20 protein-coding genes, 1 tRNA gene and 1 other annotated feature are annotated in these 19,647 nt (G+C 64.7%); of the genes, 13 read left to right on the plus strand and 8 right to left on the minus strand.

Features of this window, described 5'->3' with window-relative positions; translation table 11 throughout:
* Positions 1-62: 62 nt before the first annotated feature.
* From C2U47_RS04210 to C2U47_RS04230, 5 genes are all read right to left on the minus strand, one after another.
* Positions 63-1,007: a YbgA family protein gene (locus C2U47_RS04210; RefSeq protein WP_010673317.1), complete on the minus strand. Its 945-nt coding sequence runs from the start codon at positions 1,005-1,007 to the stop codon at positions 63-65.
* A gap of 173 nt (positions 1,008-1,180) precedes the next feature.
* Complete coding sequence (locus tag C2U47_RS04215; RefSeq protein WP_010673316.1) at positions 1,181-1,810, minus strand: outer membrane beta-barrel protein; 630 nt, start codon at positions 1,808-1,810, stop codon at positions 1,181-1,183.
* Positions 1,811-1,988: 178 nt separating this feature from the next.
* The gene (locus C2U47_RS04220) at positions 1,989-2,543 is read right to left on the minus strand and encodes a DUF3157 family protein (RefSeq protein ID WP_010673315.1); all 555 of its coding nucleotides are present in this window, start codon (positions 2,541-2,543) and stop codon (positions 1,989-1,991) included.
* Between the two features lie 87 nt (positions 2,544-2,630).
* Positions 2,631-3,461 carry a hypothetical protein gene (locus C2U47_RS04225; RefSeq protein ID WP_010673314.1) on the minus strand — a complete coding sequence of 277 codons (831 nt, stop codon included), beginning with the start codon at positions 3,459-3,461 and terminating at the stop codon, positions 2,631-2,633.
* A gap of 147 nt (positions 3,462-3,608) precedes the next feature.
* Positions 3,609-4,208, minus strand: a complete 600-nt coding sequence (locus C2U47_RS04230; RefSeq protein WP_010673313.1) for an HAD family hydrolase — start codon at positions 4,206-4,208, stop codon at positions 3,609-3,611.
* A gap of 191 nt (positions 4,209-4,399) precedes the next feature.
* Positions 4,400-4,533 (plus strand) — a sequence feature (Phe leader region).
* Positions 4,534-4,571: 38 nt separating this feature from the next.
* Here C2U47_RS04230 and pheA point away from each other — a divergent pair.
* A complete protein-coding gene (gene pheA, locus C2U47_RS04235; RefSeq protein WP_010673312.1) occupies positions 4,572-5,744 on the plus strand; it encodes a prephenate dehydratase in 1,173 nt (390 codons plus the stop codon).
* A gap of 581 nt (positions 5,745-6,325) precedes the next feature.
* Here pheA and C2U47_RS04240 read toward each other — a convergent pair.
* Positions 6,326-6,751, minus strand: coding sequence for an LPP20 family lipoprotein (locus C2U47_RS04240; protein WP_010673311.1), 426 nt, complete (start codon positions 6,749-6,751; stop codon positions 6,326-6,328).
* Between the two features lie 88 nt (positions 6,752-6,839).
* Positions 6,840-7,460, minus strand: coding sequence for a FlgO family outer membrane protein (locus C2U47_RS04245; protein WP_010673310.1), 621 nt, complete (start codon positions 7,458-7,460; stop codon positions 6,840-6,842).
* Between the two features lie 264 nt (positions 7,461-7,724).
* Between C2U47_RS04245 and C2U47_RS04250 the strand changes: the two genes are divergently transcribed.
* The 5 genes from C2U47_RS04250 to C2U47_RS23500 all read left to right on the plus strand — a co-directional run bounded on the left by C2U47_RS04250 (position 7,725) and on the right by C2U47_RS23500 (position 11,479).
* Positions 7,725-8,876 (plus strand): flagellar assembly protein FlgT, encoded by a 1,152-nt coding sequence (locus C2U47_RS04250; protein WP_010673309.1) that lies wholly within the window; start codon positions 7,725-7,727, stop codon positions 8,874-8,876.
* 50 nt (positions 8,877-8,926) lie between these two features.
* Positions 8,927-9,003, plus strand: a tRNA-Arg gene (locus tag C2U47_RS04255).
* Between the two features lie 261 nt (positions 9,004-9,264).
* On the plus strand, positions 9,265-10,089 hold the full coding sequence (gene ppk2, locus C2U47_RS04260; RefSeq protein ID WP_010673303.1) for a polyphosphate kinase 2: 825 nt from the start codon (positions 9,265-9,267) through the stop codon (positions 10,087-10,089).
* A 159-nt stretch (positions 10,090-10,248) separates the two neighbouring features.
* On the plus strand, positions 10,249-11,307 hold the full coding sequence (locus tag C2U47_RS04265) for a PQQ-dependent sugar dehydrogenase (RefSeq protein WP_010673302.1): 1,059 nt from the start codon (positions 10,249-10,251) through the stop codon (positions 11,305-11,307).
* A gap of 16 nt (positions 11,308-11,323) precedes the next feature.
* Positions 11,324-11,479, plus strand: coding sequence for an entericidin A/B family lipoprotein (locus tag C2U47_RS23500; protein WP_010673301.1), 156 nt, complete (start codon positions 11,324-11,326; stop codon positions 11,477-11,479).
* A 45-nt stretch (positions 11,480-11,524) separates the two neighbouring features.
* Here the strand turns inward: C2U47_RS23500 and C2U47_RS04275 are convergent, their stop codons facing one another.
* The gene (locus C2U47_RS04275; protein WP_010673300.1) at positions 11,525-12,319 is read right to left on the minus strand and encodes a DeoR/GlpR family DNA-binding transcription regulator; all 795 of its coding nucleotides are present in this window, start codon (positions 12,317-12,319) and stop codon (positions 11,525-11,527) included.
* Positions 12,320-12,575: 256 nt separating this feature from the next.
* Here C2U47_RS04275 and ltnD point away from each other — a divergent pair, with 256 nt between their 5' ends.
* The 7 genes from ltnD to C2U47_RS04310 all read left to right on the plus strand — a co-directional run bounded on the left by ltnD (position 12,576) and on the right by C2U47_RS04310 (position 19,595).
* Complete coding sequence (gene ltnD, locus C2U47_RS04280) at positions 12,576-13,484, plus strand: L-threonate dehydrogenase (protein WP_010673299.1); 909 nt, start codon at positions 12,576-12,578, stop codon at positions 13,482-13,484.
* Positions 13,481-14,731 (plus strand): 3-oxo-tetronate kinase, encoded by a 1,251-nt coding sequence (gene otnK / locus C2U47_RS04285; RefSeq protein WP_010673298.1) that lies wholly within the window; start codon positions 13,481-13,483, stop codon positions 14,729-14,731. Before ltnD ends, otnK begins: the two co-directional genes overlap by 4 nt.
* Positions 14,724-15,356, plus strand: a complete 633-nt coding sequence (otnC, locus tag C2U47_RS04290) for a 3-oxo-tetronate 4-phosphate decarboxylase (protein ID WP_010673297.1) — start codon at positions 14,724-14,726, stop codon at positions 15,354-15,356. The genes otnK and otnC overlap by 8 nt, the downstream gene beginning before the upstream one ends.
* Positions 15,353-16,126 carry a 2-oxo-tetronate isomerase gene (otnI, locus tag C2U47_RS04295; protein WP_010673296.1) on the plus strand — a complete coding sequence of 258 codons (774 nt, stop codon included), beginning with the start codon at positions 15,353-15,355 and terminating at the stop codon, positions 16,124-16,126. The genes otnC and otnI overlap by 4 nt, the downstream gene beginning before the upstream one ends.
* Positions 16,127-16,137: 11 nt before the next feature.
* Entirely contained in the window at positions 16,138-17,112 is a 975-nt protein-coding gene (denD, locus tag C2U47_RS04300; protein WP_223929660.1) for a D-erythronate dehydrogenase, read from the plus strand.
* Positions 17,109-18,614: a GntP family permease gene (locus C2U47_RS04305; RefSeq protein ID WP_010673294.1), complete on the plus strand. Its 1,506-nt coding sequence runs from the start codon at positions 17,109-17,111 to the stop codon at positions 18,612-18,614. The genes denD and C2U47_RS04305 overlap by 4 nt, the downstream gene beginning before the upstream one ends.
* Positions 18,615-18,704: 90 nt before the next feature.
* Positions 18,705-19,595 carry a DMT family transporter gene (locus C2U47_RS04310; protein WP_010673293.1) on the plus strand — a complete coding sequence of 297 codons (891 nt, stop codon included), beginning with the start codon at positions 18,705-18,707 and terminating at the stop codon, positions 19,593-19,595.
* Positions 19,596-19,647: the final 52 nt, after the last annotated feature.

Here is a 19,647-nt window from a genome sequence, read left to right on the forward strand (position 1 = left end):
CAGCTTGAGCGTGTCGGGATGAAGGTCGAGGTAGGCCTGATCGGCCAAATCCAGCCACACCTTCACAGCCCGTAACGCAATTTCAGCGTGTCGGGATGGGGATTGAGGTACACCTGCTCGGCGAGATAGGGGTTCGGGTACTCGCGCAGGTAGTGGCGGATCAGGGTAAGGGGCACCAGCAACGGGAAGACCCCGGTGCGGTACTTGTCGATGGTGTCGCACAGCTCCTGCTTCTGGGCCGGGGTCAGCACCCGCTTGAAGTAGCCCTGCAGGTGCATCAGCACATTGGTGTGGCTGCGGCGGTTGGCGCGAAGAGTCAGCGCAGCCATCAACCCCTGGATGTAGCTGTCGGCCACCTCCTGCAGGTTGGCCTTGCCAAGGTTGGCGAGCAGGCGCCCCAGCGCCCGGTAGTGGGTGGTGGCGTGGGAGAGCACCAGGTACTTGTAGCGTGAATGGAAGCGGATCAGGGCTGAGGCGGTGATCCCCCGGGCGCAGAGCTGCTGCCAGTCGTGGTAGGCGAAGACCCGCAGCACGAAGTTCTCCCGCAGGATGGGGTCGCACAGGCGGCCATCTTCCTCCACCGGCAGCAGGGGGTTGGCCTCCATCAGCGCCTTGGCGAAGAGGCCGACCCCCTCCTTGGCGCTCCCCTCGTTGTTGGCGCCATAGATACGCACCCGCTCCATGCCGCAGCTGGGGGACTTGGCGCAGAGGATGTAGCCGGAGAGGAAGTCGAGCTGGCGTGCCTTCTGCTCGCTGAAGGCAATCAGCTTGTCGGTGACGTCGAAGCTCCCGTTGCTTGCCTCGGCCCGCACCTCGCCCTGGCGCTTCACCAGCCGGATGGCGGCGCGGGGTGCACCCAGGCCAATGGCCATCTCGGGGCAGACGGGGTGATAGTCGAAATGGGCGCCCAGATCCCGTTCGCAGAAACTGGAGCGTTTGTGGCCCCCGTCGAAGCGCACTTCCTGGCCGAGCAGACAGGCACTGATACCGACCTTGATCTTGTACATAATGAAGCCCCTTGTATAAGCCTTGAGTAAGTTATAGCAGTTATACAAAAAATTGGAAGCTGTATAACTATTGCGAACTGATACGGCCAGGGGGCGGCGGGCGGATCAGCCCCCATAAAAAAAACCCATGACCGAAGTCATGGGTAAAGGTGAAGACCCTGCAGGAAGGATGATCAGAAGCTGTATTTCACACCCAGGCTGGAGATGGAGCCTTTTTGCAGATCCCAGTTGCGATAGGTGTAGTCGGCGGTGAGGGCCAGGTTCTGGGTCAGCTTGTACGCCGCCCCCGCCTTGAAGTCGTGCATGTCGTCGGTCATGTTGGCGTAGCGATAGCCGGTGGAGAGCTCGACGGCGCCGGTGTCGTAGCGCAGGCCCACTTCTCCGTAGAGGCTGCCGCTCTTCTTGCGGGCCAGGGTATCCCAACCGGAGTGGTTCACGTCGGAGGCCAGCTCCCGTTCCAGGCTGTAGCCCATCAGGCCGGTTTCACCGTAGAGGTTCAGGCCGGTGCTGAGGGGGGTGTAGACACCCATCCCCAGACTGGAGATGGCCATGCTGTCGTTGCCGCTGCTGCGGGAGGTGTATTCGCTGCCGATCCGGCCATAGACATTGCTGGTGAAGCTCTTGGAGAGATCCAGGCTCAGGCCGCCGAAGTCGCGGTTCTCCCCATCCTTGCCACCGATGTAGTCAGACTTGGTGTGGGCCCAGGTGGCAGAGCCCTTGGCATAGCTGAAGGCATCTTGCGCCAGGACGGAGGTGGAAGAGAGACCGGCCAGAACCAGAACAGACAGTGCGATCTTTTGCATTTTGTTGACTCCATGGGTTGAGTTAGGCGGACCTAACTGGAATGGAGCCATTGTGACGGGCAAAGGGGGCAACGCCGAGGAGCAAGCTGTTGCCAAACCATGTCAGATGTAAGCGGATATTGCTGGCGGTTACCGGTGCAACACTCTGCGGGGGAGCGAGGGCTCCCCCGCCGTCATCCTAGCGGAACTCCACCTCGTCGATCTGCACCCGCACCAGCGGCTTGCCGGTGAGGCCGGCGGGTCGTGCCAGCTCGATGGCCCGGGAGGTGCGTGCCTCCCCCTTGCGCAGGTAGGAGTCAGGCAGGCGGTTCTCCCCGACCCAGAAGCGCACGGGCTCGCTCGAGAGCTGCACCCCGTCGGCGCTGAACAGGGTCAGGCTGCCGTTGACGCGCACCACGTTGCGACTGCCGGTGTTGCTCACCACGAACTGCAGGCTGAGGGGATCGTCCCCCGCCACCTGGTCCAGCTTCACCGTGATGCCGTCCCGGGTCGCCTGGGAGAGCAAGTCGGGATGGGCCATGGCCTGCTCGGTCAGCACCGGGGCCGCGACACTCGCCGTCACTGCCTGACCGGCTACCGTGGCTGCCGGCTTGACCAGCAGGTATTCCCAGGTGAAATCGTCATTGAGTTGCACCTGGCGACCATCCGGCAAGGTGATCTGGTGCAGGGGAGCCGCCTCGGCCAGCAGAGGGCACAGACAGAGGGCGACCAGCAGTCGGGAGAGGGGTTTCATGGGCAGGCACTCGATAAAGGATGCGAAGGGGGCAGTATAAAGAGTCGCGCCCTCCTTGCCTATGACCCCCTCACGTTACGCCCCGGCTCAGATGACCAGGGGGTGGGGATCCTCCAGCGTGGCCAGATCCAGGGTCACCAGATCGAACTGGGCACTCCTGAGGGCCTTCTGGATGGTGGGCTGCATGTCGAACACCAGGGCCCGCAGCCGTTCGGGCACCCGGATCCTCGCAAGGGTGGTGACCCTGTCACCCAGGGTATGGAAGAAGACCTGGGCTCCCCCCAACCCCATGTCCACCAGCATCTGCTCGGCCATGTCGACCATCCGCAGGTGCCGCCTGTCCAGGGAGGCCATATCGACAAACCGCCGGCTCAGGCAGGCCTCCCCCACGTCTCCCCAGAGCGCCAGTTGCCGCTTGTGAAAGCCGTAGCGAAAATCCCGGTTGGTCATCCCCTGCTCGGCAAAGATCCAGAGGGTGTTGGCGGGCAGGCTGTGGAATCGGCGCAGGTACTCCCGCTTCTCCTCCACCGAGGCCGACATCAGCAGCGGCGGGCCCTCTTCATGTTCGAGCTGCTGGCAGAGGTAGCGCACCGGGTCGGTCACCTCGGCGAGGTGGCCCAGGTGCGCGCTGAAGATCATCTCGTCGGTCTTGAGCACCTGATGGGGGATGCCGTAGTGCCGGCAGTAGCGCTGTGCCCTGGCCACCGACTGGCGGCTGAGGGTGGGGTTGTCCAGGGTGATGGCGCGAAATCGCACCCCGCTGGCCCGGCACAGATCCATGCTGTAGCAGGATTCCAGTCGGCCGGAGAAGGAGACAAGCAGTTCGCTGTAACCGGCCAGGGTGTTGATGAGCCTCTGTTCCCTGGCTTGAAAGGTCTGATCGTATCCCCGATGCAGCGCAACGACATTGGCATCCATAACAACAACTCCGGATGATGAACTGGATACCATTTTGCCCGTCCCAAGCTGAATATACACTTAAAGAGCATGGATAAAGCTGTACGTTATTTGCCCTCAATCAAGGTTTTGCCCACTTTTTTCGCTGCGAAGCGAAACTGGCTCCCCTCAGGCAGGCAACAACCCCTGAGCGATCAGATGCGCCCGGCACCGGGCCGGATCGGTGAAGATCAGCCCCCGCAGACCGAGCGCCTCGGCCGCCGCCACGTTGGCCGGGCTGTCGTCGATGAAGAGGCACTCCTGCGCGCTCAGGTCGAACGACACCAGCAGATAGCGGTAGATGTCGGGCTCGGGTTTGAGCATCCGCACCCGGGCCGACACCACCTTGCCGCGAAAGAAGCGCCAGAAGGACTGATGCTGCTCCAGCCAGTCGATGCTGGCGTGCCCCATGTTGGAGAGGGCATAGAGGGTGTGGCCTGCACCGTGCAATTCTTCGATGAGCGCCACCATGGCGGGATCCGGCACAAGGGAGGACGGCACCGCCTGCAAGATGGCCAGATTCTCCGCCATCGACAGGCCGGTGCGCCCCTGCGCCTGACGGGCCATGGTGTGCAGGGAGAGGGTCCCCCTGTCCACCTCCAGCCAGTCCGGGTGGTTGAACAGCTGCTCCGCGATCCCAGTCGCCCCCTCAGGTCCGCGCACCGCACTCACTATGGCCACCGGATCCCAGCGCACCACCACCCTGCCCAGATCGAAGATCACCGCCATCGTCTCGTCCCCTCTGTGTGTTGTTGCCACGGATGTGGTCACGGTGGTTGCCATAAACAGGGACCAGAACGACGCTCACTCTCCCCCGGCAACCCGAGCCACCACCCTGCCCCGTTCAACGCCCCCGGGCAAGTTTTACTTGCATCGCACCGCCAAATCCCTTAATGGTTATGGCGTTACATTCAGGACACGCCCATGAACACACCATTCTTCTTTGTTTTCTCGTTTACCCGGCCCACATGAGGGAAGGCCCGTCGTCACGTGAACCATTCGCGTAAACAGAAACCAAAGACGAATCGAGCCTCCCCAGCGGAGGCTTTTTTTTGCACCACACACCACAGAATCACTGGATAGGGAACCACCATGGCAACGCTCGACGAGATCAGACACGACATCACCCAGTTGGATCAGGAGCTGCTCGCCCTGCTGGCCAAACGCAAGACCCTCAGCATCGAGGTCGCCCGCGCCAAGCAGGCCAATCCCCGTCCCATCCGTGACCACCAGCGCGAACAGGACTTGCTGGTCGCCCTGATCCAGAAAGGGCGCGCCCTCGGACTGGATGCCCAGTACATCACCCGCATCTACCACACCATCATCGAAGACTCCGTGCTCTCCCAGCAGGCCTACCTGCAGAGCCTGCTCAACCCCCAGCAGCAGGAGCCCATGACCAGCGTCGCCTACCTGGGACCGCGCGGCTCCTACTCGAGCCTGGCCGCCCGCAAGTACCTGGCCCGCTACAAGGATCAGGTGATCGAGGTGAACTGCCAGAACTTCCGCGAGGTGCTGGACACCGTGGAGTCGGGCCGCGCCGCCTTCGGGGTGCTGCCCATCGAGAACACCAGCTCGGGCTCCATCAACGAGGTATACGACGTGATGCAGCACACCACCCTCTCCATCGTGGGTGAGCTCACCTATCCCATCGAGCACTGCATCCTCACCGCCGTGCCCACCGAGATCGAACGCATCAAGACCTTCTACGCCCATCCCCAGGTGTTCCAGCAGTGCTCCCATTACCTCAGCAAGCTGGAAGGGGCGCGCCACGAAATCTGCGACTCCTCCTCCAGCGCCATGATGAAGGTCAAGGAGCTGGCAAGCCCGGAAGCGGCGGCCATCGGCAGCGCCGCCGGCGGCGAGCTCTATGGCCTGGACGTGCTGGCCGAGCAGCTCGCCAACCAGAAGGAGAACTACAGCCGCTTCATCGTGGTGGCGCGCAAGCCCATCGACGTGGCACCCCAGATCCCGGCCAAGACCACCCTCATTATGTCCACCTCCCAGAAGCCGGGCTCCCTGGTGGAGGCGCTGCTGGTGCTGCGCAGCCACGAGATCAACATGACCAAGCTCGAATCCCGTCCGGTGCAGGGCAACCCCTGGGAGGAGATGTTCTACCTGGATGTCTCCGCCAACCTGCAGACCCCGGCCATGCAGGCCGCCCTGCTGGAGCTGACCAAGATCACCCGCTACATCAAGGTGCTGGGCTGCTACCCGAGCGAAGACGTCAAGCCGACCGCCGTGCCGCCTGTCTTGATGGGAAGCTGATGGGGAGCGGATCCCTCCCCTGCCACACAAAGGCGAGCCCCGGCTCGCCTTTGTGCTCTCTGCGCCCTCCCCGTGAGACGCGCCCGGTCCCGCCCCTCCCTTCCGGCGTTAAACCGCCCTCCCCCCCCTCCCTCGCGGACCCGGGATCCTGGCGCTGCTGTCTTTCCACTCACCATCAGGCCATCTTCCTCCCGTTGCGGCCTCCTTTTGCCGCCTGCCGGGCCTTTCTATCGTTTGAATTTATTTAACGATATGGCAGCATCGTTAGATTTACCTAAACAATAAAGGCTGCTATTCCGGCGCCCGGGCACCTCTTGTTCGATCTCAGCCCCCTTTTTCCTCGCCACAGGCCGGATCCCGCCCAGCCCATCAAGTCCGTTTCTCCTGCAGAAGACCAGCTCTCCCCCCAAGACGCCAATCCCGGTTATCCTCACCAGGCCCTATCCCGTCCAAGGCGCCAACCCCGGTTATTCCCCGCAGATCCGAGCCCCTTCCCGACCAAACAAAAAGGCGAGCCTGCGCTCGCCTTTGTCTGTGCCGTGATGATCGCCGGGCTCATGCCGGCGCCCCCCGGACCCGCCCTAGAACTGGCCCGCCATCAGCTGGTTCAGGTGATAGAGGTTGCGGGTGTCGAGCTCCAGCTCGGTGGCATAGGTGTTGCCACGGGGATAGGTCGCCACCACCCGGGCACCGCGCACCATGCCCGCCACCGACACATCCAGGGAGTTGGAGGTCTGGGTCAGGTCCTTGTAGCTGCTCTGGCCGCGCACCTGCTGGCCGTTGAGCTGCTCCGCCAGCTCCCGGTAGGCGTCCATCTTGGAGGCGCGGATCGCCTGCAACATCTTCTCGGACTGGGAGGGGCCGGGCTGGATGTCGATCACCGCATACCCCACCGCCTTGAGCACCGGGAAGTCATCGGGCTTCTCGCCCACGTCATAGTTCACCACCCGGTTGCCACTGCACGCCGTCAGCAACATGGCCATCAGGCAACCCAACAAGATTTTCATCGCTGTTTCCCCGTTTTCCTGTTCACCACACCCGATGTTTCACGGCTCAATGTCAGCCAGCCCGCTTCACGCTTCATGACGCGCCACCTCAAGGGGTCAGGTTGACCAGATGACCGGACGGGCTCTGGCCCCCCCGCATCAGGTAACCGCGATTGATGGAGGCCCGGCCAAAGGAGTTGCTGGCACCGGACAAATATTGTTTCGGGATCAGGCTCTGGGCCGTGGTCTCCACCATCTTGGTGCGCAGATCGATGATGCGGGCGTTGACCAGGATCCCCTGCTGATTGCGGCTGAAGGTGCCGGTCAGGATGCGGGAGATGGGTAGCCGGGACGAGAGATCCTTGTAGTTGCGGCTCATCACGAAGTCCCCCTGCGGGGTCACCTGGATGTTGCCCGTGGTCTTGAAGTCCACCACCACTTCCCCGCGCCGGTTCAGCTCGTAGATGAAGCTCTCCTCGATCTGCTGCCCCATCCAGTTGGTGTCCTTCAGGGTGTCGAGATCGACAAAGGAGGCGACAGCAATGGGCTCGGTCAGGGTGGTGAGGGACTTGCGCTCCATCAGCTGATCCGTCATGCGGGCCACCAGCCAGTTGAGCTCCATCCCCTTCGCCGCCTGGCGAGGGTCTCCCAGCTCCCGATTGATGGGGTCGGCCGACCCGCAACCGACCAATGCCAGCGCCACCGCCAGCACCGTGATAACTCTCTTCATGGATACCTTTCCTGTATCTGCACCTGACCTGTTATCGGTCGCAACCGCCAACACTTGAGGCGGGAATGCGCGCAGGATCCTCGATGATCCCCGGGCAAAGGCGTGCACTGTGCCACCGGAGCCCACCGTACGGGCTCCGGCCAGGGAAGAAGGCATGGTTCTTGCTTTTATTTGGTCACCCGCTCCGGTGCAGACCGGATCTGTGTCCAGGATCCCTGACCCGCCCCACGGCGGCAGCGGGGTCGCCCACTCAAGGTGTTTGTTATGAAAGTTTCGCTGCTGTTCACCCTGCTGCTGGCCAGCCTGTCGGCCAGGGCCGAACTTATCGAGGCCCAGGGCAGTGCCGCCATTCTGGGGGGCGACGAGGTCTACGCCCGCGAGCAGGCGACCCGGGATGCCCTGCGCCAGGCGCTGCTGGCCAGCGGCGCCTCCGTCTCCAGCATCCAGCGCCTGGAAAACGGCAGCCTGCGCTCCGAGCAGATCCAGATCCGCTCCGGCGGCGACATCCGCCAGTACCGCCTCAAGCGCGAAGAGGTGCGCAACGGCCGCATGTACATCACCCTCGTGGCCGACATCCAGGCGGAGCGGCAGATCTGTCAGACCCAGCACTACGCCAAGGATTTGACGCTGGTGCGCCTGCGCATGCGCTACCCGGACCAGGCGAGCACCGGTGCCCTGGACGACATGCCCGCCGATCTCTCCCGCCGGCTGTTTGAAACCCTGGCGACGACGCCCCAGGTGGTCGCTCGCCAGTGGCTGGACGAGAATCTGCGCATCGACCCTCTCCATCTGCAACAGGGGGATCGCAGCGCCCTCGAGGAGATCAAGGCCCTGAGCCTGCGCACCGACAGCCAGTATCTGGTGCTCGGCAGCATCGACGACCTCTCCCTCGAGCCCCAGGGCAACGCCCTCACCAGCTGGTATGAGGATCCCGTGCGCAATTTCTCCATGCAGCTCTACCTGTTCGACGGCATTAACGGCAGCCTGCTCGGCCGCAAGGAGTACAAGGGCCGCGCCAACTGGACCTTCTCCAAGCGGGAACAGGTGGGCAGCAGCGGCGGCCAGTTCTGGCAGTCGAGCTTTGGCCAGGAGGTGGGCTACCAGTTGAAGGAGGCGGCCCAGGACATCGCCGCCGAACTCGCCTGTGCCCCCGTCACCGCCCGGATCGTGGCCCAGCACGAGCGCGGCCCCCACATCAACCTGGGCCGTCGCAACGGGGTCAAACTCGGGGACCAGTTCCGGGTCCAGCACAGCGCCGACTTCGCCGACCCCTATGGCAAGTCCAGGGTGATGCGCAACCCCGCAGACGGTCTGTTCGAGGTGGTGCAGGTGTTCGAGGATGGCGCCATCATCAGCAGTCAGAACAAATATTCGCCGTTCAATCTCCAAATCGGTGACCTGGCCGTATTGGAATAGGAATCAAGGGTTTAAAAGCACAATGCTTCTTGTATAATGCCCGCCACAAGGTTCCCGTAGCTCAGCAGGATAGAGCGGTCCCCTCCTAAGGGACAGGCCACTGGTTCGACTCCAGTCGGGAACACCATACACAGCAAGGGGCTGGCATCGTCATGATGCCAGCCCCTTGTGCGTTTCTGCGCCATTTCCCCTGCATCCATGGCGGCCAGGTCCCGCCCCCCCTCTTCAATGTCTCACTGCCACCAACAACCCCGCGAGCCCCACCAAAGATGATCCCGGCCATCCCCCGGTAGTTGCCACTCCCGGTGGCGGCACACCGTCATCTACCCTTGAAGGGCGCCGTCCGGCAGGACGGCCTTCCATTCGCCGAGACACAGAGAAGGACATCATGGGCAGCAAACGAAAATCCAGAACGGAAGAACCGGTCGTGGCCGAGGCGCAAAAGCCCCTTGGCAACAAGGCATACGAAAAGGCGCTGCGCCTCTTGCACGTGGAGCTGGTCAGGCTGCAGCAGTGGGTGGTGCACAAGGGGCTCAAGGTCTGCATCGTCTTCGAGGGGCGCGACGGGGCTGGAAAGGGGGGCACCATCAAGGCGATCACCGAGCGGGTCAGCCCCCGGGTCTTTCGGGTCGTCGCACTGCCCGCCCCCACGGAGCGGGAGAAAAGCCAGCTCTACTTCCAGCGCTACATCCCCCATCTGCCAGCGGCGGGGGAGATCGTCATCTTCGATCGCAGCTGGTACAACCGGGCCGGGGTGGAGCGCATCATGGGTTTTTGCAGCGAGGAGGCGAGCGACAAATTCCTAGCTGGCACCCCCATGGTGGAAAAAGCCCTGGTGGACTCTGGCATCATTCTGCTGAAGTACTGGCTGGAGGTGACCCCACAAGAGCAGGAGCGGCGGCTGCGTGATCGCATCGACGATGGCCGCAAGATCTGGAAGCTCTCCCCCATGGACATCAAGTCCTTCGATCGCTGGGATGACTACACCCGGGCGCGGGATGCCATGTTCATCGCCACCGACACCGCCTGGGCCCCCTGGTTCGTGGCCCACTCCGAGGACAAGAAACGGGTGCGCCTCAACATCATCTCCCACCTGCTGGCGCACATCCCCTACGAGGCGCTGCCGGCGGAGCCGGTGAAGCTGCCCAAGCGCAAGATAGGCAAAGTCAAACCATCGGATCACCCGCTTCGCATCGTGCCAGCCCTCTTCTAGCCAGAGGGGGGTGAGCCCTGGCTCACCCCCTTTCCCTTCCTGCCCCAAGGAACAACCGGCACCGCCGGTATCACCCAATGGCTTGTTGTTGCTCACGTTTTCCCGTTTGCCTCCCCTATACTTCAGCGACATTCAGGTCTGGCCGCTCGAGGAGGTCCCATGTTGCGACTGTTTGCCCTGCTGCTTGTCTGCCTGGTGCTCCCGGTGCGGGCACTGACCCTGACCCCGGTGGCGGGGGAGCTACGCTACCCCTGGGGGCTCGCCTTCCTGCCGGATGGCGGCTACCTCGTCAGCGAGCGCCCTGGGCGCCTGCTGCGCATCGATGCGGGCGGCAACCGCCATGTGGTCTCCGGCCTGCCGCCCCTCGCCGCCACGGGTCAGGGGGGTCTGCTCGATCTCGCCCTGGACGGCGATGGCTGGCTCTATCTCAGCTACAGCGAGCCGGGGGACGGAGGCGCCGGCACCGCCGTGGCCCGGGCCCGACTGCAAAAAGAGGCCCTCGTCGACTGGCAACTGCTGTTTCGCCAAGAGCCCAAGGTGGCCGGCGGCGCCCACTTCGGCTCCCGCCTGGTGCTGACGGATGACCACCTCTTCATCACCCTGGGGGATCGCTACAGCGAGCGGGAGCGGGCCCAGACGCTGGACAACCACCTCGGCAAGACGGTGCGCCTGCACAAGGATGGCCGGGTCCCCGCCGACAACCCCTTCGTCAAGACGCCGGGGGCCCTGCCGGAGATCTGGAGCCTGGGCCATCGCAACATGCAGGGGGCGGCCCTGCGCCCGGGCAGCCAGCAGTTCTGGGCTCACGAGCACGGTCCCCAGGGCGGGGACGAGGTCAACCTCATCCTGCCCGGCCACAACTACGGCTGGCCCAAAGTGACATTCGGCGAGGAGTACGGGGGCGGCAAGATTGGCGTGGGCCAGAGCGCGCCGGGCATGACGGCACCGCGCTGGATCTGGGTGCCCTCCATCGCCCCCTCGGGCATGACCTTTTATCAGGGGGACTTGTTCAGGGAGTGGCAGGGGGATCTGTTCGTCGGCGCCCTGCGTGGTCAGGCCTTGTTGCGCCTGCACCTCGACGGAGACAAGATAGTGTCGGCGGAGCGGCTGCTGACTGATCTGGGGGAGCGGATCCGTACCGTCAAGGAGGGCCCCGACGGCGCCCTCTACCTGTTGACGGATTCAGGCCAGGGGCGCCTGCTCAAACTGACCCCATAGCATGAAAGGAGCAAGGATGAAGACGAATCGCATGCTGCTGGTGCTCTGCACCAGCCTCTGGTTGCTGGGCTGCAACACCATCCACGGGATGGGGCGGGACATCGAGAAGGCGGGGGAGGTGATCCAGGGCTCCGCCAAGCTGACGGACGCACCGGCCGCAGAGGGTCGCTGATCCCGGCCGGGTGGCGCTGTGGTTCGCCGCCTGTCGCCCCTCTCCTTACCCCTGTTCGGCGCTGGCCACCAGACTGGCCAGCGGCGCCATGGTCACCCTGACCCCGTGCTGTGCCAATGCCTCGCGGGCGCTCTGGGGCAGTTGCTCGTCGGTGATCACCTGATCGATCGCATCCCAGCTCACCACGTTGAAAGTCCCCACCTTGCCATATTTGGACGAATCGCAGATAAGGATGCGGGTCGCCGCCGACTCCACCACGGCTCGCTTCACCGGCACCTTCTGTTCGCTCGGGGTGGAGATCCCCTGACTGTCCCAGGAGGAGGCTGACAGGAAGGCGATGTCCAGATGGAGGTTGCGCAGGAAGTGGGCGGTGGCCTCCCCGGCACAGGACTGGTTCTCGCGAATGACCTGCCCTCCGGTGTGATAGAGGCGGCAGCGGCCGTGCTCGATGAGGTAGGCGCAGACCATGAAGTCGTTGGTCACTATCATCAAATCTTCCCGAAGCGCCAGCTCCCGGGCCAGCTCCAGGGAGGTGGTACCGGCATCCAGATAGACGGTGCTCCCCTCGCTCACCTGGGCGGCGGCGAGCCGCGCAATGGCCAGCTTGGCCCCCTGCATCAGGCTGCGCTTGGCGGCGTGGGAGGGCTCGCTCTTGATCCGCTGGGAGAGGCTGACCCCGCCGGAAACGGAGAGTACCCGCCCCTGCTCCTCCAGCTTCTGGATGTCGCGCCTGATGGTCATGTGGGAGACCTGCAGCCAGTCGGTCAGCTCCACTATGCTGACCACGCCGCGCTCTGCCAGCAGTTGCAGGATACGTTGCTGTCGCTCTACGGGAATCATCTTGCCTCGCGCCTCGGGAAAAGGAAGGTGCCATTCTACCCCAGCGACCTGGGAAAAAATGATAAATAACCTGAAACGGGCTCACAAATCACATTTATTCACACAAAAAACGCCAAAATTTGACTCGAAAGAATCTCAACCCTCATAAATAACAAAAATTAACACCAATTAAGTTATTTTTTGTGACGACTGCCTGATATTTCATCGCCGCAAGCCTCTACTATCTGCTCATCAGTCGTAATCGAGGAATCACGAGATGAGCACTCCCTATCATGTTGCGGTCATCGGCCTGGGCGCCATGGGCATGGGCGCCGCCCGTTCCTGCCTGCGGGCCGGGCTCACCACCTATGGCATCGACCTCAGCGAACAGGCTCGCGGCCAGTTGCAGCAGGCCGGTGCCGCCGCCGTCATGGCCGATGCCAGGCCCCTGGCCGAGACGCTCGATGCCGTGCTGTTGCTGGTGGTCAACGCCACCCAGGTGCGCCGCATCCTGCTCGGCGAAGCGGGGCTGGCTCGCCACCTCAAACCGGGCACCGCCATCATGGTCTCTTCCACCATCGCTGCCGAAGAGGCGAGCGCCCTGGCCGCCGAGCTGGCGCAGATGGGGTTGCCGATGCTGGATGCGCCGGTTTCCGGTGGTGCCATCAAGGCCGATGCCGGCGAGATGACGGTGATGGCCGCAGGCGCCGACGCCGCCTTCGACAAGCTGGCCCCGGTGCTGGATGCGGTGGCCGGCAAGGTCTACCGGGTCGGCAGCGAGCCGGGCCAGGGCAGCACAGTCAAGATCATCCACCAGCTGCTGGCCGGGGTGCACATCGCGGTGGCCGCCGAGGCCATGGCGCTGGCCAGCCGGGCAGGGGTGTCCCTGGATCTCATGTATGACGTGGTGACCCATGCCGCCGGCAACTCCTGGATGTTTGAAAACCGCATGCCCCGGGTGCTGGCCGGTGACTACCAGGCCCGCTCCGCAGTGGACATCTTCGTCAAGGATCTCACCCTGGTGGCGGACACCGCCAAGGCGCTGCGCTTCCCGCTGCCGCTCGCGAGCACGGCGCTGAACATGTTCCTCGGTGCCAGCAACGCGGGCCACGGCCAGGAAGATGACAGCGCCGTCATCAAGATCTTCTCAGGCATCACCCTGCCGGGTCAGGAGGAGCAAGCATGAAACTCGGAGTCATCGCAGACGACTTCACCGGCGCCACCGACATCGCCGGTTTCCTGGTGGAGAACGGCCTCTCCACCATCCAGTTTGCCGGCATCCCGGCAGAGGCGGATCTGACCGGGGTCGACGCCGTGGTGATCAGCCTCAAGAGCCGCTCCTGCCCGGCCGATGAGGCAGTGCGCGACTCCCTGGCGGCCCTCGACTGGCTCAAGGCCCGCGGCTGCCCGCGCATCTACCAGAAGTACTGCTCCACCTTCGACAGCACGGCAGCGGGCAACATCGGCCCCGTCACCGACGCCCTGCTGGCGGCGCTTGGCCAGCACTTCACCCTGATCTGTCCGGCCCTGCCGGTAAACGGTCGCACCGTCTATCAGGGCAACCTCTTCGTCGGCGCCCAGCCGCTCGCCGAGTCCGGCATGCGCCATCACCCCATCACCCCCATGACCGACAGCAACCTGCTGCGGCTGATGGAGGGGCAAGCCCAGGGCCGCGCCGGTCTGGTGCCGTTCAATACCATCGCACAGGGTCCCGGCGCCATTGCCGACGCCTTTGAGCAGCTAACGCAAGCGGGTGTGCGCTACGCCGTGGTCGACACCCTGACCGAGCAGCACCTGCTGGACATCGCCACCGCCGCCCTCGACATGCCCCTGGTGACCGGCGGATCCGGCCTCGCCATCGGCCTGGCCCGTCAGCTTGGGAGCGGCGATCTGCAGGGTGCCCGCGAAGCGGGCTGGCCCAGAGGCACCCGCACCGCGGTGCTGTCGGGCTCCTGCTCCGAGATGACCAACCGTCAGGTGGCCCGCTATCGCCAGCACGCTCCTGCCCTGGCGCTGGATGTGGTGCGCTGCCTCGAAGAGGCCGACTACCCGGCCGAGCTGGCGCGCTGGGTACTGGACCAGCCCCGGACCCCGGCGCCGCTGGTCTACGCCACCACCAGCCCGGCGGAGCTGGCCCGCATTCAGGAAACCCACGGCCAGCAGGCGGCCAGCGACGCGGTGGAACACTGCTTTGCCCGCCTCGCCCAACTGCTGCAAGGCGCCGGCGTGGACCGCTTCATCATCGCCGGTGGCGAGACCTCGAGCCGGGTCACCCAGGCCCTCGGCGTCAAGGCGTTCCACATAGGCCCGCAGATCGCCCCCGGTGTGCCCTGGGTGCGGGCCATCGACTCCCCCCTGTCGCTGGCCCTCAAGTCCGGCAATTTCGGGAGCGACGACTTCTTCGACAAGGCTCAGGAGTACTTCCATGACTGAACAGGCACTGCGCGACACCATGGTGATGCTGGGGGCCTCCCTCTTCCAGCGCGGATATGCCACCGGGGGCGCCGGCAACCTCTCCGCCCTGCTGCCGGACGGCACCCTGATCGCCACCCCGACCGGCTCCTGCCTGGGACGGCTCAGCGCCGACAGGCTCTCTCACGTCAACCTGCAGGGGGAACACCTGGGAGGTGATCGCCCCTCCAAGGAGGTGGCCTTCCACCTTGCCATCTACCACAACAATCCGGACTGCCGGGCCGTGGTGCACCTGCACTGCACCCACCTGACCGCCCTCTCCTGTCTGGAGGGGCTGGCTCCGGCCAACGTCATCCGCCCCTTCACCCCCTACTACGTGATGCGGGTCGGCCAGTTGCCGCTCATCCCCTACTACAAACCGGGGGATGCCCGCATCGCCGAGGAGCTGGGGCGCCGCGCCCCCGAAGGCAACGCCTTCCTGCTGGCCAACCACGGCCCCGTGGTGACGGGCAAGGATCTGGTGGATGCGGTCAACAACATGGAAGAACTGGAGGAGACGGCACGCCTGGCACTGATGCTTCATGGCCACTCCATCCGCTACCTGAGCGAACCCGAAATTGATGAATTGAGGAGGATGAAACCATGAGCAAGTTTGCCGCCAATCTCACCATGCTGTTTACCGAGGTGCCGTTTCTGGAGCGCTTCGCCGCCGCCCGCGACGCAGGCTTCGAGGCGGTGGAGTTCCTCTTCCCCTACGAGTGGCCGGCCGCAGAGCTGGGCCGCCGCTTGCGCGAGCAGGGGCTCTCCCAGGCCCTGTTCAACATGCCGCCGGGCAACTGGGGCGCAGGTGAGCGCGGCATGGCTGCCATCCCGGGGCGGGAAGCGGAGTTTCGCGGCCACCTGCCAAGCGTGCGTGACTATGCCCTGGCGCTCGGCTGCACCAAGGTACACGCCATGAGCGGCATCGTGGACCCTGCTCATAGCCTCTCGGCCCACCGCCAGACCCTGATCGACAACATCCGCTTCGCCGCCGACTTCCTGGCCGAAGACGGCATCAAGGTGCTGCTGGAGCCGCTCAACGATAGAGATGTGCCCGGCTACTTCCTGGCCCACCAGCTCGACGCCCTGGCCCTGGTGCAGGAGATAGACAGGCCCAACGTGGGGGTGCAGCTTGACCTCTACCACGCCCAGATCATGGACGGGGATCTCACCCGCCTCATCGGCAAGCTGGGTCCGGCCATCGGCCACGTCCAGATCGCCTCGGTGCCGGATCGCCACGAGCCGGACGAGGGGGAGATCGCCTACCCCCACCTGTTCAAGGCGCTGGCGCAGGCGGGCTACCACGACTGGATAGGCTGCGAGTACAACCCCAGAGCCGGCACCCGGGAAGGGCTGGGCTGGCTGACACAACAATAACGACCCTGAACATGAACGAGTCTGAGGATAACAAGATGCAGATCATCATCACCGGCGGCGGTGGCTTCCTGGGCCAGAAACTGGCCCGGGCCCTGCTGCAAGGCCCCCACCCCTTCACCGAGCTGCTGCTGGTGGACATCCAGCAGCCGCAATCCCCCCTGCCGGACCCCAGGGTTCGCTGTCTGCGGGCCGACCTCACCGAACCCGGTGTCGCCGAGTCCCTCATCAGCGAGCGGACCGCCGTGGTCTACCACCTGGCGGCCATCGTCAGCAGCCACGCGGAGCAGGACTTCGATCTCGGCTGGCAGGTCAACCTGGACACCACCCGCACCCTGCTGGAGGCGTGCCGCCATGCCCGGCCGGGCATCCGCTTCGTCTTCACCAGCTCGCTCGCCGTCTATGGCGGCCCGCTGCCGGAGCTGGTGAATGACGGTACCGCCCTGACCCCAACCTCCTCCTACGGCGCCCAGAAGGCCATGGGGGAACTGCTGGTCAACGACTACAGCCGCAAGGGCTTCGTCGACGGTCTGGTATTGCGCCTGCCCACCATCTGCGTGCGGCCGGGCAAGCCGAACCGCGCCGCCTCCTCCTTTGTCAGCAGCATCATCCGCGAGCCGCTGCAAGGGGAGAGCGCCATCTGCCCGGTGAGCCCGGATCTGCGCCTCTGGCTCTCCAGCCCCGCCACCGTGGTCGCGAACTTCCTGCTGGCGGCCAGACTTCCCGCCACCGGTGACGCCCGCAGCATCAACCTGCCCGGCATCAGCGTGACCGTCGGCGAAATGCTGGAGGCCCTCGCACGGGTCGGTGGCCAGGCGGCCCGGGATCGGGTGCAGTTTGCCGCCGATCCGGCCATCGAGCGCATCGTGGCGAGCTGGCCGGGACGCATCGACAACCAGCGAGCCAGCGCCCTCGGCTTCGCGGCAGACAGGACGTTTGCCGACATCATCGACAGTTTCATCACCCATGACATGCAGGAGGCATCATGAGCGACATCCCAACCCCCATCATCGGTCTCATCATCGCGGTCTTCGTGCTGGTGTTCCTGGTCATCCGCACCCGGGTGCACGCCCTGATCGCCATGCTGGCGGCGGCCTGCATCGCCGGGATCACCGGCGGCATGAGCATCGACAAGACCCTCACCGTGATCACCCAGGGCTTTGGCTCCACCCTCGGCAGCATCGGCATCGTCATCGGCCTCGGGGTCATGATGGGTCGCCTGCTTGAGGTCTCCGGCGCCGCCGAACAGATCGCCTACAGCTTCATCAAGTGGCTCGGCAAGCGCCGCGAGGAGTGGGCACTGGCCATCACGGGCTACATCGTCAGCATCCCCATCTTCGTGGATTCCGCCTTCGTCATCCTCTATCCGGTGGCCAAGGCGCTGGCAAAAAGTGGCAAGCGCTCCCTGCTCACCTTGGGGGTGGCGCTCGCGGGCGGCCTGGTGGTAACCCACCATACCGTGCCGCCGACCCCGGGCCCGCTGGGGGTTGCCGGCCTGTTTGGCGTGGACATCGGCGCCATGCTGCTGACCGGCATGGCCCTGGCCATCCCCTGCGTGCTCGGCATCGTCTTCTACGCCCAGTGGCTCGACAAGAAGTACCCCGAGTTCGGTGCCCAGGCCGCCCAGACCCCGGACGAGCTGCAAGCCACCTATGAGCAGTACCTCAAGGAGAAGGAGGGCAAGACCCTGCCGAGCCTGACCCTGTCGCTGCTGCCGATCCTGGTGCCCATCGTGCTAATCTTCGTCAAGGCCATCTTCACCACTCTGGCCACCCTGGAGGGCATGGACGGGCTGATGGCGAACCCCCTGGTGCAGGGCATCAACTTCATCGGCACCCCCATCATCGCGCTGGCCATCAGCGTGCTGCTGGCGGTCTATACCCTGGTCCCGCACATGGACAGGCACGCCACCGCCGCCCGCCTGGAAGAGGGGTTGCAATCCGCCGGCATCATCTTGCTGGTGACCGGTGCCGGTGGGGCGCTGGGGGCTGTGCTGCGCGACAGTGGCGCAGGCCAGCAACTGGCCGAGCAGATCGCCCAATTGCCCATCTCCCCCATCCTGATCCCCTTCATCGTGGCGACTCTGGTGCGCCTCATCCAGGGGTCCGGCACCGTGGCCATGGTGACGGCGGCCTCCATCTCCGCCCCCATCCTGGCGCAGATCCCCGGGGTCAACATGCTGCTGGCCGCCCAGGCCGCCACCATGGGGTCGCTCTTCTTCGGTTACTTCAACGACAGCCTGTTCTGGGTGGTCAACCGCATGATGGGGATCTCCGACGTCAAGCAGCAGATGATCGTCTGGTCCATCCCGACCACCATCGCCTGGGCCATCGGCGGCACCGGCGTCGCCCTGCTGAACCTGCTGTTCGGCTCCGGCGGCACCTGGTTCGACCCCGTGCTGCCGCTGCTGGTGCTGGCCCTCATCGTCTGGTACGTCAAGGGGCAGTCCCTGGCTCCGGCGGCAGGGGCCGTCCCGAGCCGGGAGTCATAACCCGCACCGTCACGGCAACGCTGTGTGACGAGGGCCAGTCTGCTAGACTGGCCCTCTTTTTCGTTCATTCATCTTGCAAAGGAGTGTTGGATGCCTGCGTCTTCCTGGTGGGACAAGTCCACCGGTTTTGCCCTGCTCACCATCTTGTTGTGGGCCTCCCTCGCCGCGCTCACCTCCCGGATCACCAGCGTCTCGCCGCTCGTGCTGGTGGGGCTGGTGCTGCTGTTCTGCGGGGCGGGCACCCTGCCATTCTGGCGCCAGTGGCGCGCCAGCCCCCTCACCTGGCTGGTGACCATCACCGCCCTGCTGCTCTATCACCTGCTGCTGTTCACAAGCTTTCGCCACGCCCCCGTGCTGGAGGCAAACCTCATCAACTACCTGTGGCCGCTGTGCATCATCCTGTTCACCCCCTTGCTGCTGCCGGGTCATCCCCTGAGCCTGCACCATCTGCTGGCCGGGGCCCTGGGTCTCGCGGGATCGGTGCTGGTGATGGTCGATGGTCACCTGCAGTTGCAACAGGCCCATCTGCCCGGCTACCTGCTGGCCCTCGGCGCCGCCATCGTCTGGGGCGCCTATTCCGTGCTCTCCCGCCGCCTGCCTCCCGCTCCCGCCGTGGTCACGGCCGCCGCCTGCCTGCCCGCAGGGCTCCTGGCCCTGCTGCTGGCATGGATGCTGGAAGGCCCCTTGCCATTCGCCCGGATCCCCCAGGGGGACTGGCTGCTCATCGCCGGGCTCGCCCTCGGCCCCATGGGGGCGGCCTTCGTCACCTGGTATCTGGCGCTGCGGGACGGGGATCCGCGCCGCATCGGCGCGCTCGCCTACCTCACTCCCTTGCTGAGCACCCTGCTGCTGGTCTGGCTCAACGGCGAGGCGCTCACCCCGCGCCATCTGCTGGCGGGGGGGCTCATCATGGGCGGCGCCCTGCTCGGCCTGCTGGTGAAAAGCCCAAATCAACGGGAGCTGGCACGGCCACTGTCATAAAAACGCCATCAGACCTGATTAAGCTCGCGCCCATTGCGTGATTCAAGCAGGA

The sequence above is a fragment of the Aeromonas sp. ASNIH7 genome (genome assembly GCF_002903485.1).
In the GTDB taxonomy this organism is placed as follows: domain Bacteria; phylum Pseudomonadota; class Gammaproteobacteria; order Enterobacterales; family Aeromonadaceae; genus Aeromonas; species Aeromonas caviae.

Bases quoted from the DNA above. Each gene is read 5' to 3' on its own strand.
- C2U47_RS04225 (WP_010673314.1), bottom strand. From the start codon at position 3,461: ATGGATGCCAATGTCGTTGCGCTGCATCGGGGATACGATCAGACCTTT.
- C2U47_RS04250 (WP_010673309.1), top strand. From the start codon at position 7,725: ATGAAAGTTTCGCTGCTGTTCACCCTGCTGCTGGCCAGCCTGTCGGCC.
- denD (WP_223929660.1), top strand. From the start codon at position 16,138: ATGAACGAGTCTGAGGATAACAAGATGCAGATCATCATCACCGGCGGC.
- C2U47_RS04305 (WP_010673294.1), top strand. From the start codon at position 17,109: ATGAGCGACATCCCAACCCCCATCATCGGTCTCATCATCGCGGTCTTC.
- ltnD (WP_010673299.1), top strand. From the start codon at position 12,576: ATGAGCACTCCCTATCATGTTGCGGTCATCGGCCTGGGCGCCATGGGC.
- C2U47_RS04220 (WP_010673315.1), bottom strand. From the start codon at position 2,543: ATGAAACCCCTCTCCCGACTGCTGGTCGCCCTCTGTCTGTGCCCTCTG.
- C2U47_RS04240 (WP_010673311.1), bottom strand. From the start codon at position 6,751: ATGAAAATCTTGTTGGGTTGCCTGATGGCCATGTTGCTGACGGCGTGC.
- C2U47_RS04245 (WP_010673310.1), bottom strand. From the start codon at position 7,460: ATGAAGAGAGTTATCACGGTGCTGGCGGTGGCGCTGGCATTGGTCGGT.
- C2U47_RS04275 (WP_010673300.1), bottom strand. From the start codon at position 12,319: ATGATTCCCGTAGAGCGACAGCAACGTATCCTGCAACTGCTGGCAGAG.
- otnI (WP_010673296.1), top strand. From the start codon at position 15,353: ATGAGCAAGTTTGCCGCCAATCTCACCATGCTGTTTACCGAGGTGCCG.
- pheA (WP_010673312.1), top strand. From the start codon at position 4,572: ATGGCAACGCTCGACGAGATCAGACACGACATCACCCAGTTGGATCAG.
- C2U47_RS04210 (WP_010673317.1), bottom strand. From the start codon at position 1,007: ATGTACAAGATCAAGGTCGGTATCAGTGCCTGTCTGCTCGGCCAGGAA.
- ppk2 (WP_010673303.1), top strand. From the start codon at position 9,265: ATGGGCAGCAAACGAAAATCCAGAACGGAAGAACCGGTCGTGGCCGAG.
- otnK (WP_010673298.1), top strand. From the start codon at position 13,481: ATGAAACTCGGAGTCATCGCAGACGACTTCACCGGCGCCACCGACATC.
- C2U47_RS04215 (WP_010673316.1), bottom strand. From the start codon at position 1,810: ATGCAAAAGATCGCACTGTCTGTTCTGGTTCTGGCCGGTCTCTCTTCC.
- otnC (WP_010673297.1), top strand. From the start codon at position 14,724: ATGACTGAACAGGCACTGCGCGACACCATGGTGATGCTGGGGGCCTCC.
- C2U47_RS04310 (WP_010673293.1), top strand. From the start codon at position 18,705: ATGCCTGCGTCTTCCTGGTGGGACAAGTCCACCGGTTTTGCCCTGCTC.
- C2U47_RS23500 (WP_010673301.1), top strand. From the start codon at position 11,324: ATGAAGACGAATCGCATGCTGCTGGTGCTCTGCACCAGCCTCTGGTTG.
- C2U47_RS04230 (WP_010673313.1), bottom strand. From the start codon at position 4,208: ATGGCGGTGATCTTCGATCTGGGCAGGGTGGTGGTGCGCTGGGATCCG.
- C2U47_RS04265 (WP_010673302.1), top strand. From the start codon at position 10,249: ATGTTGCGACTGTTTGCCCTGCTGCTTGTCTGCCTGGTGCTCCCGGTG.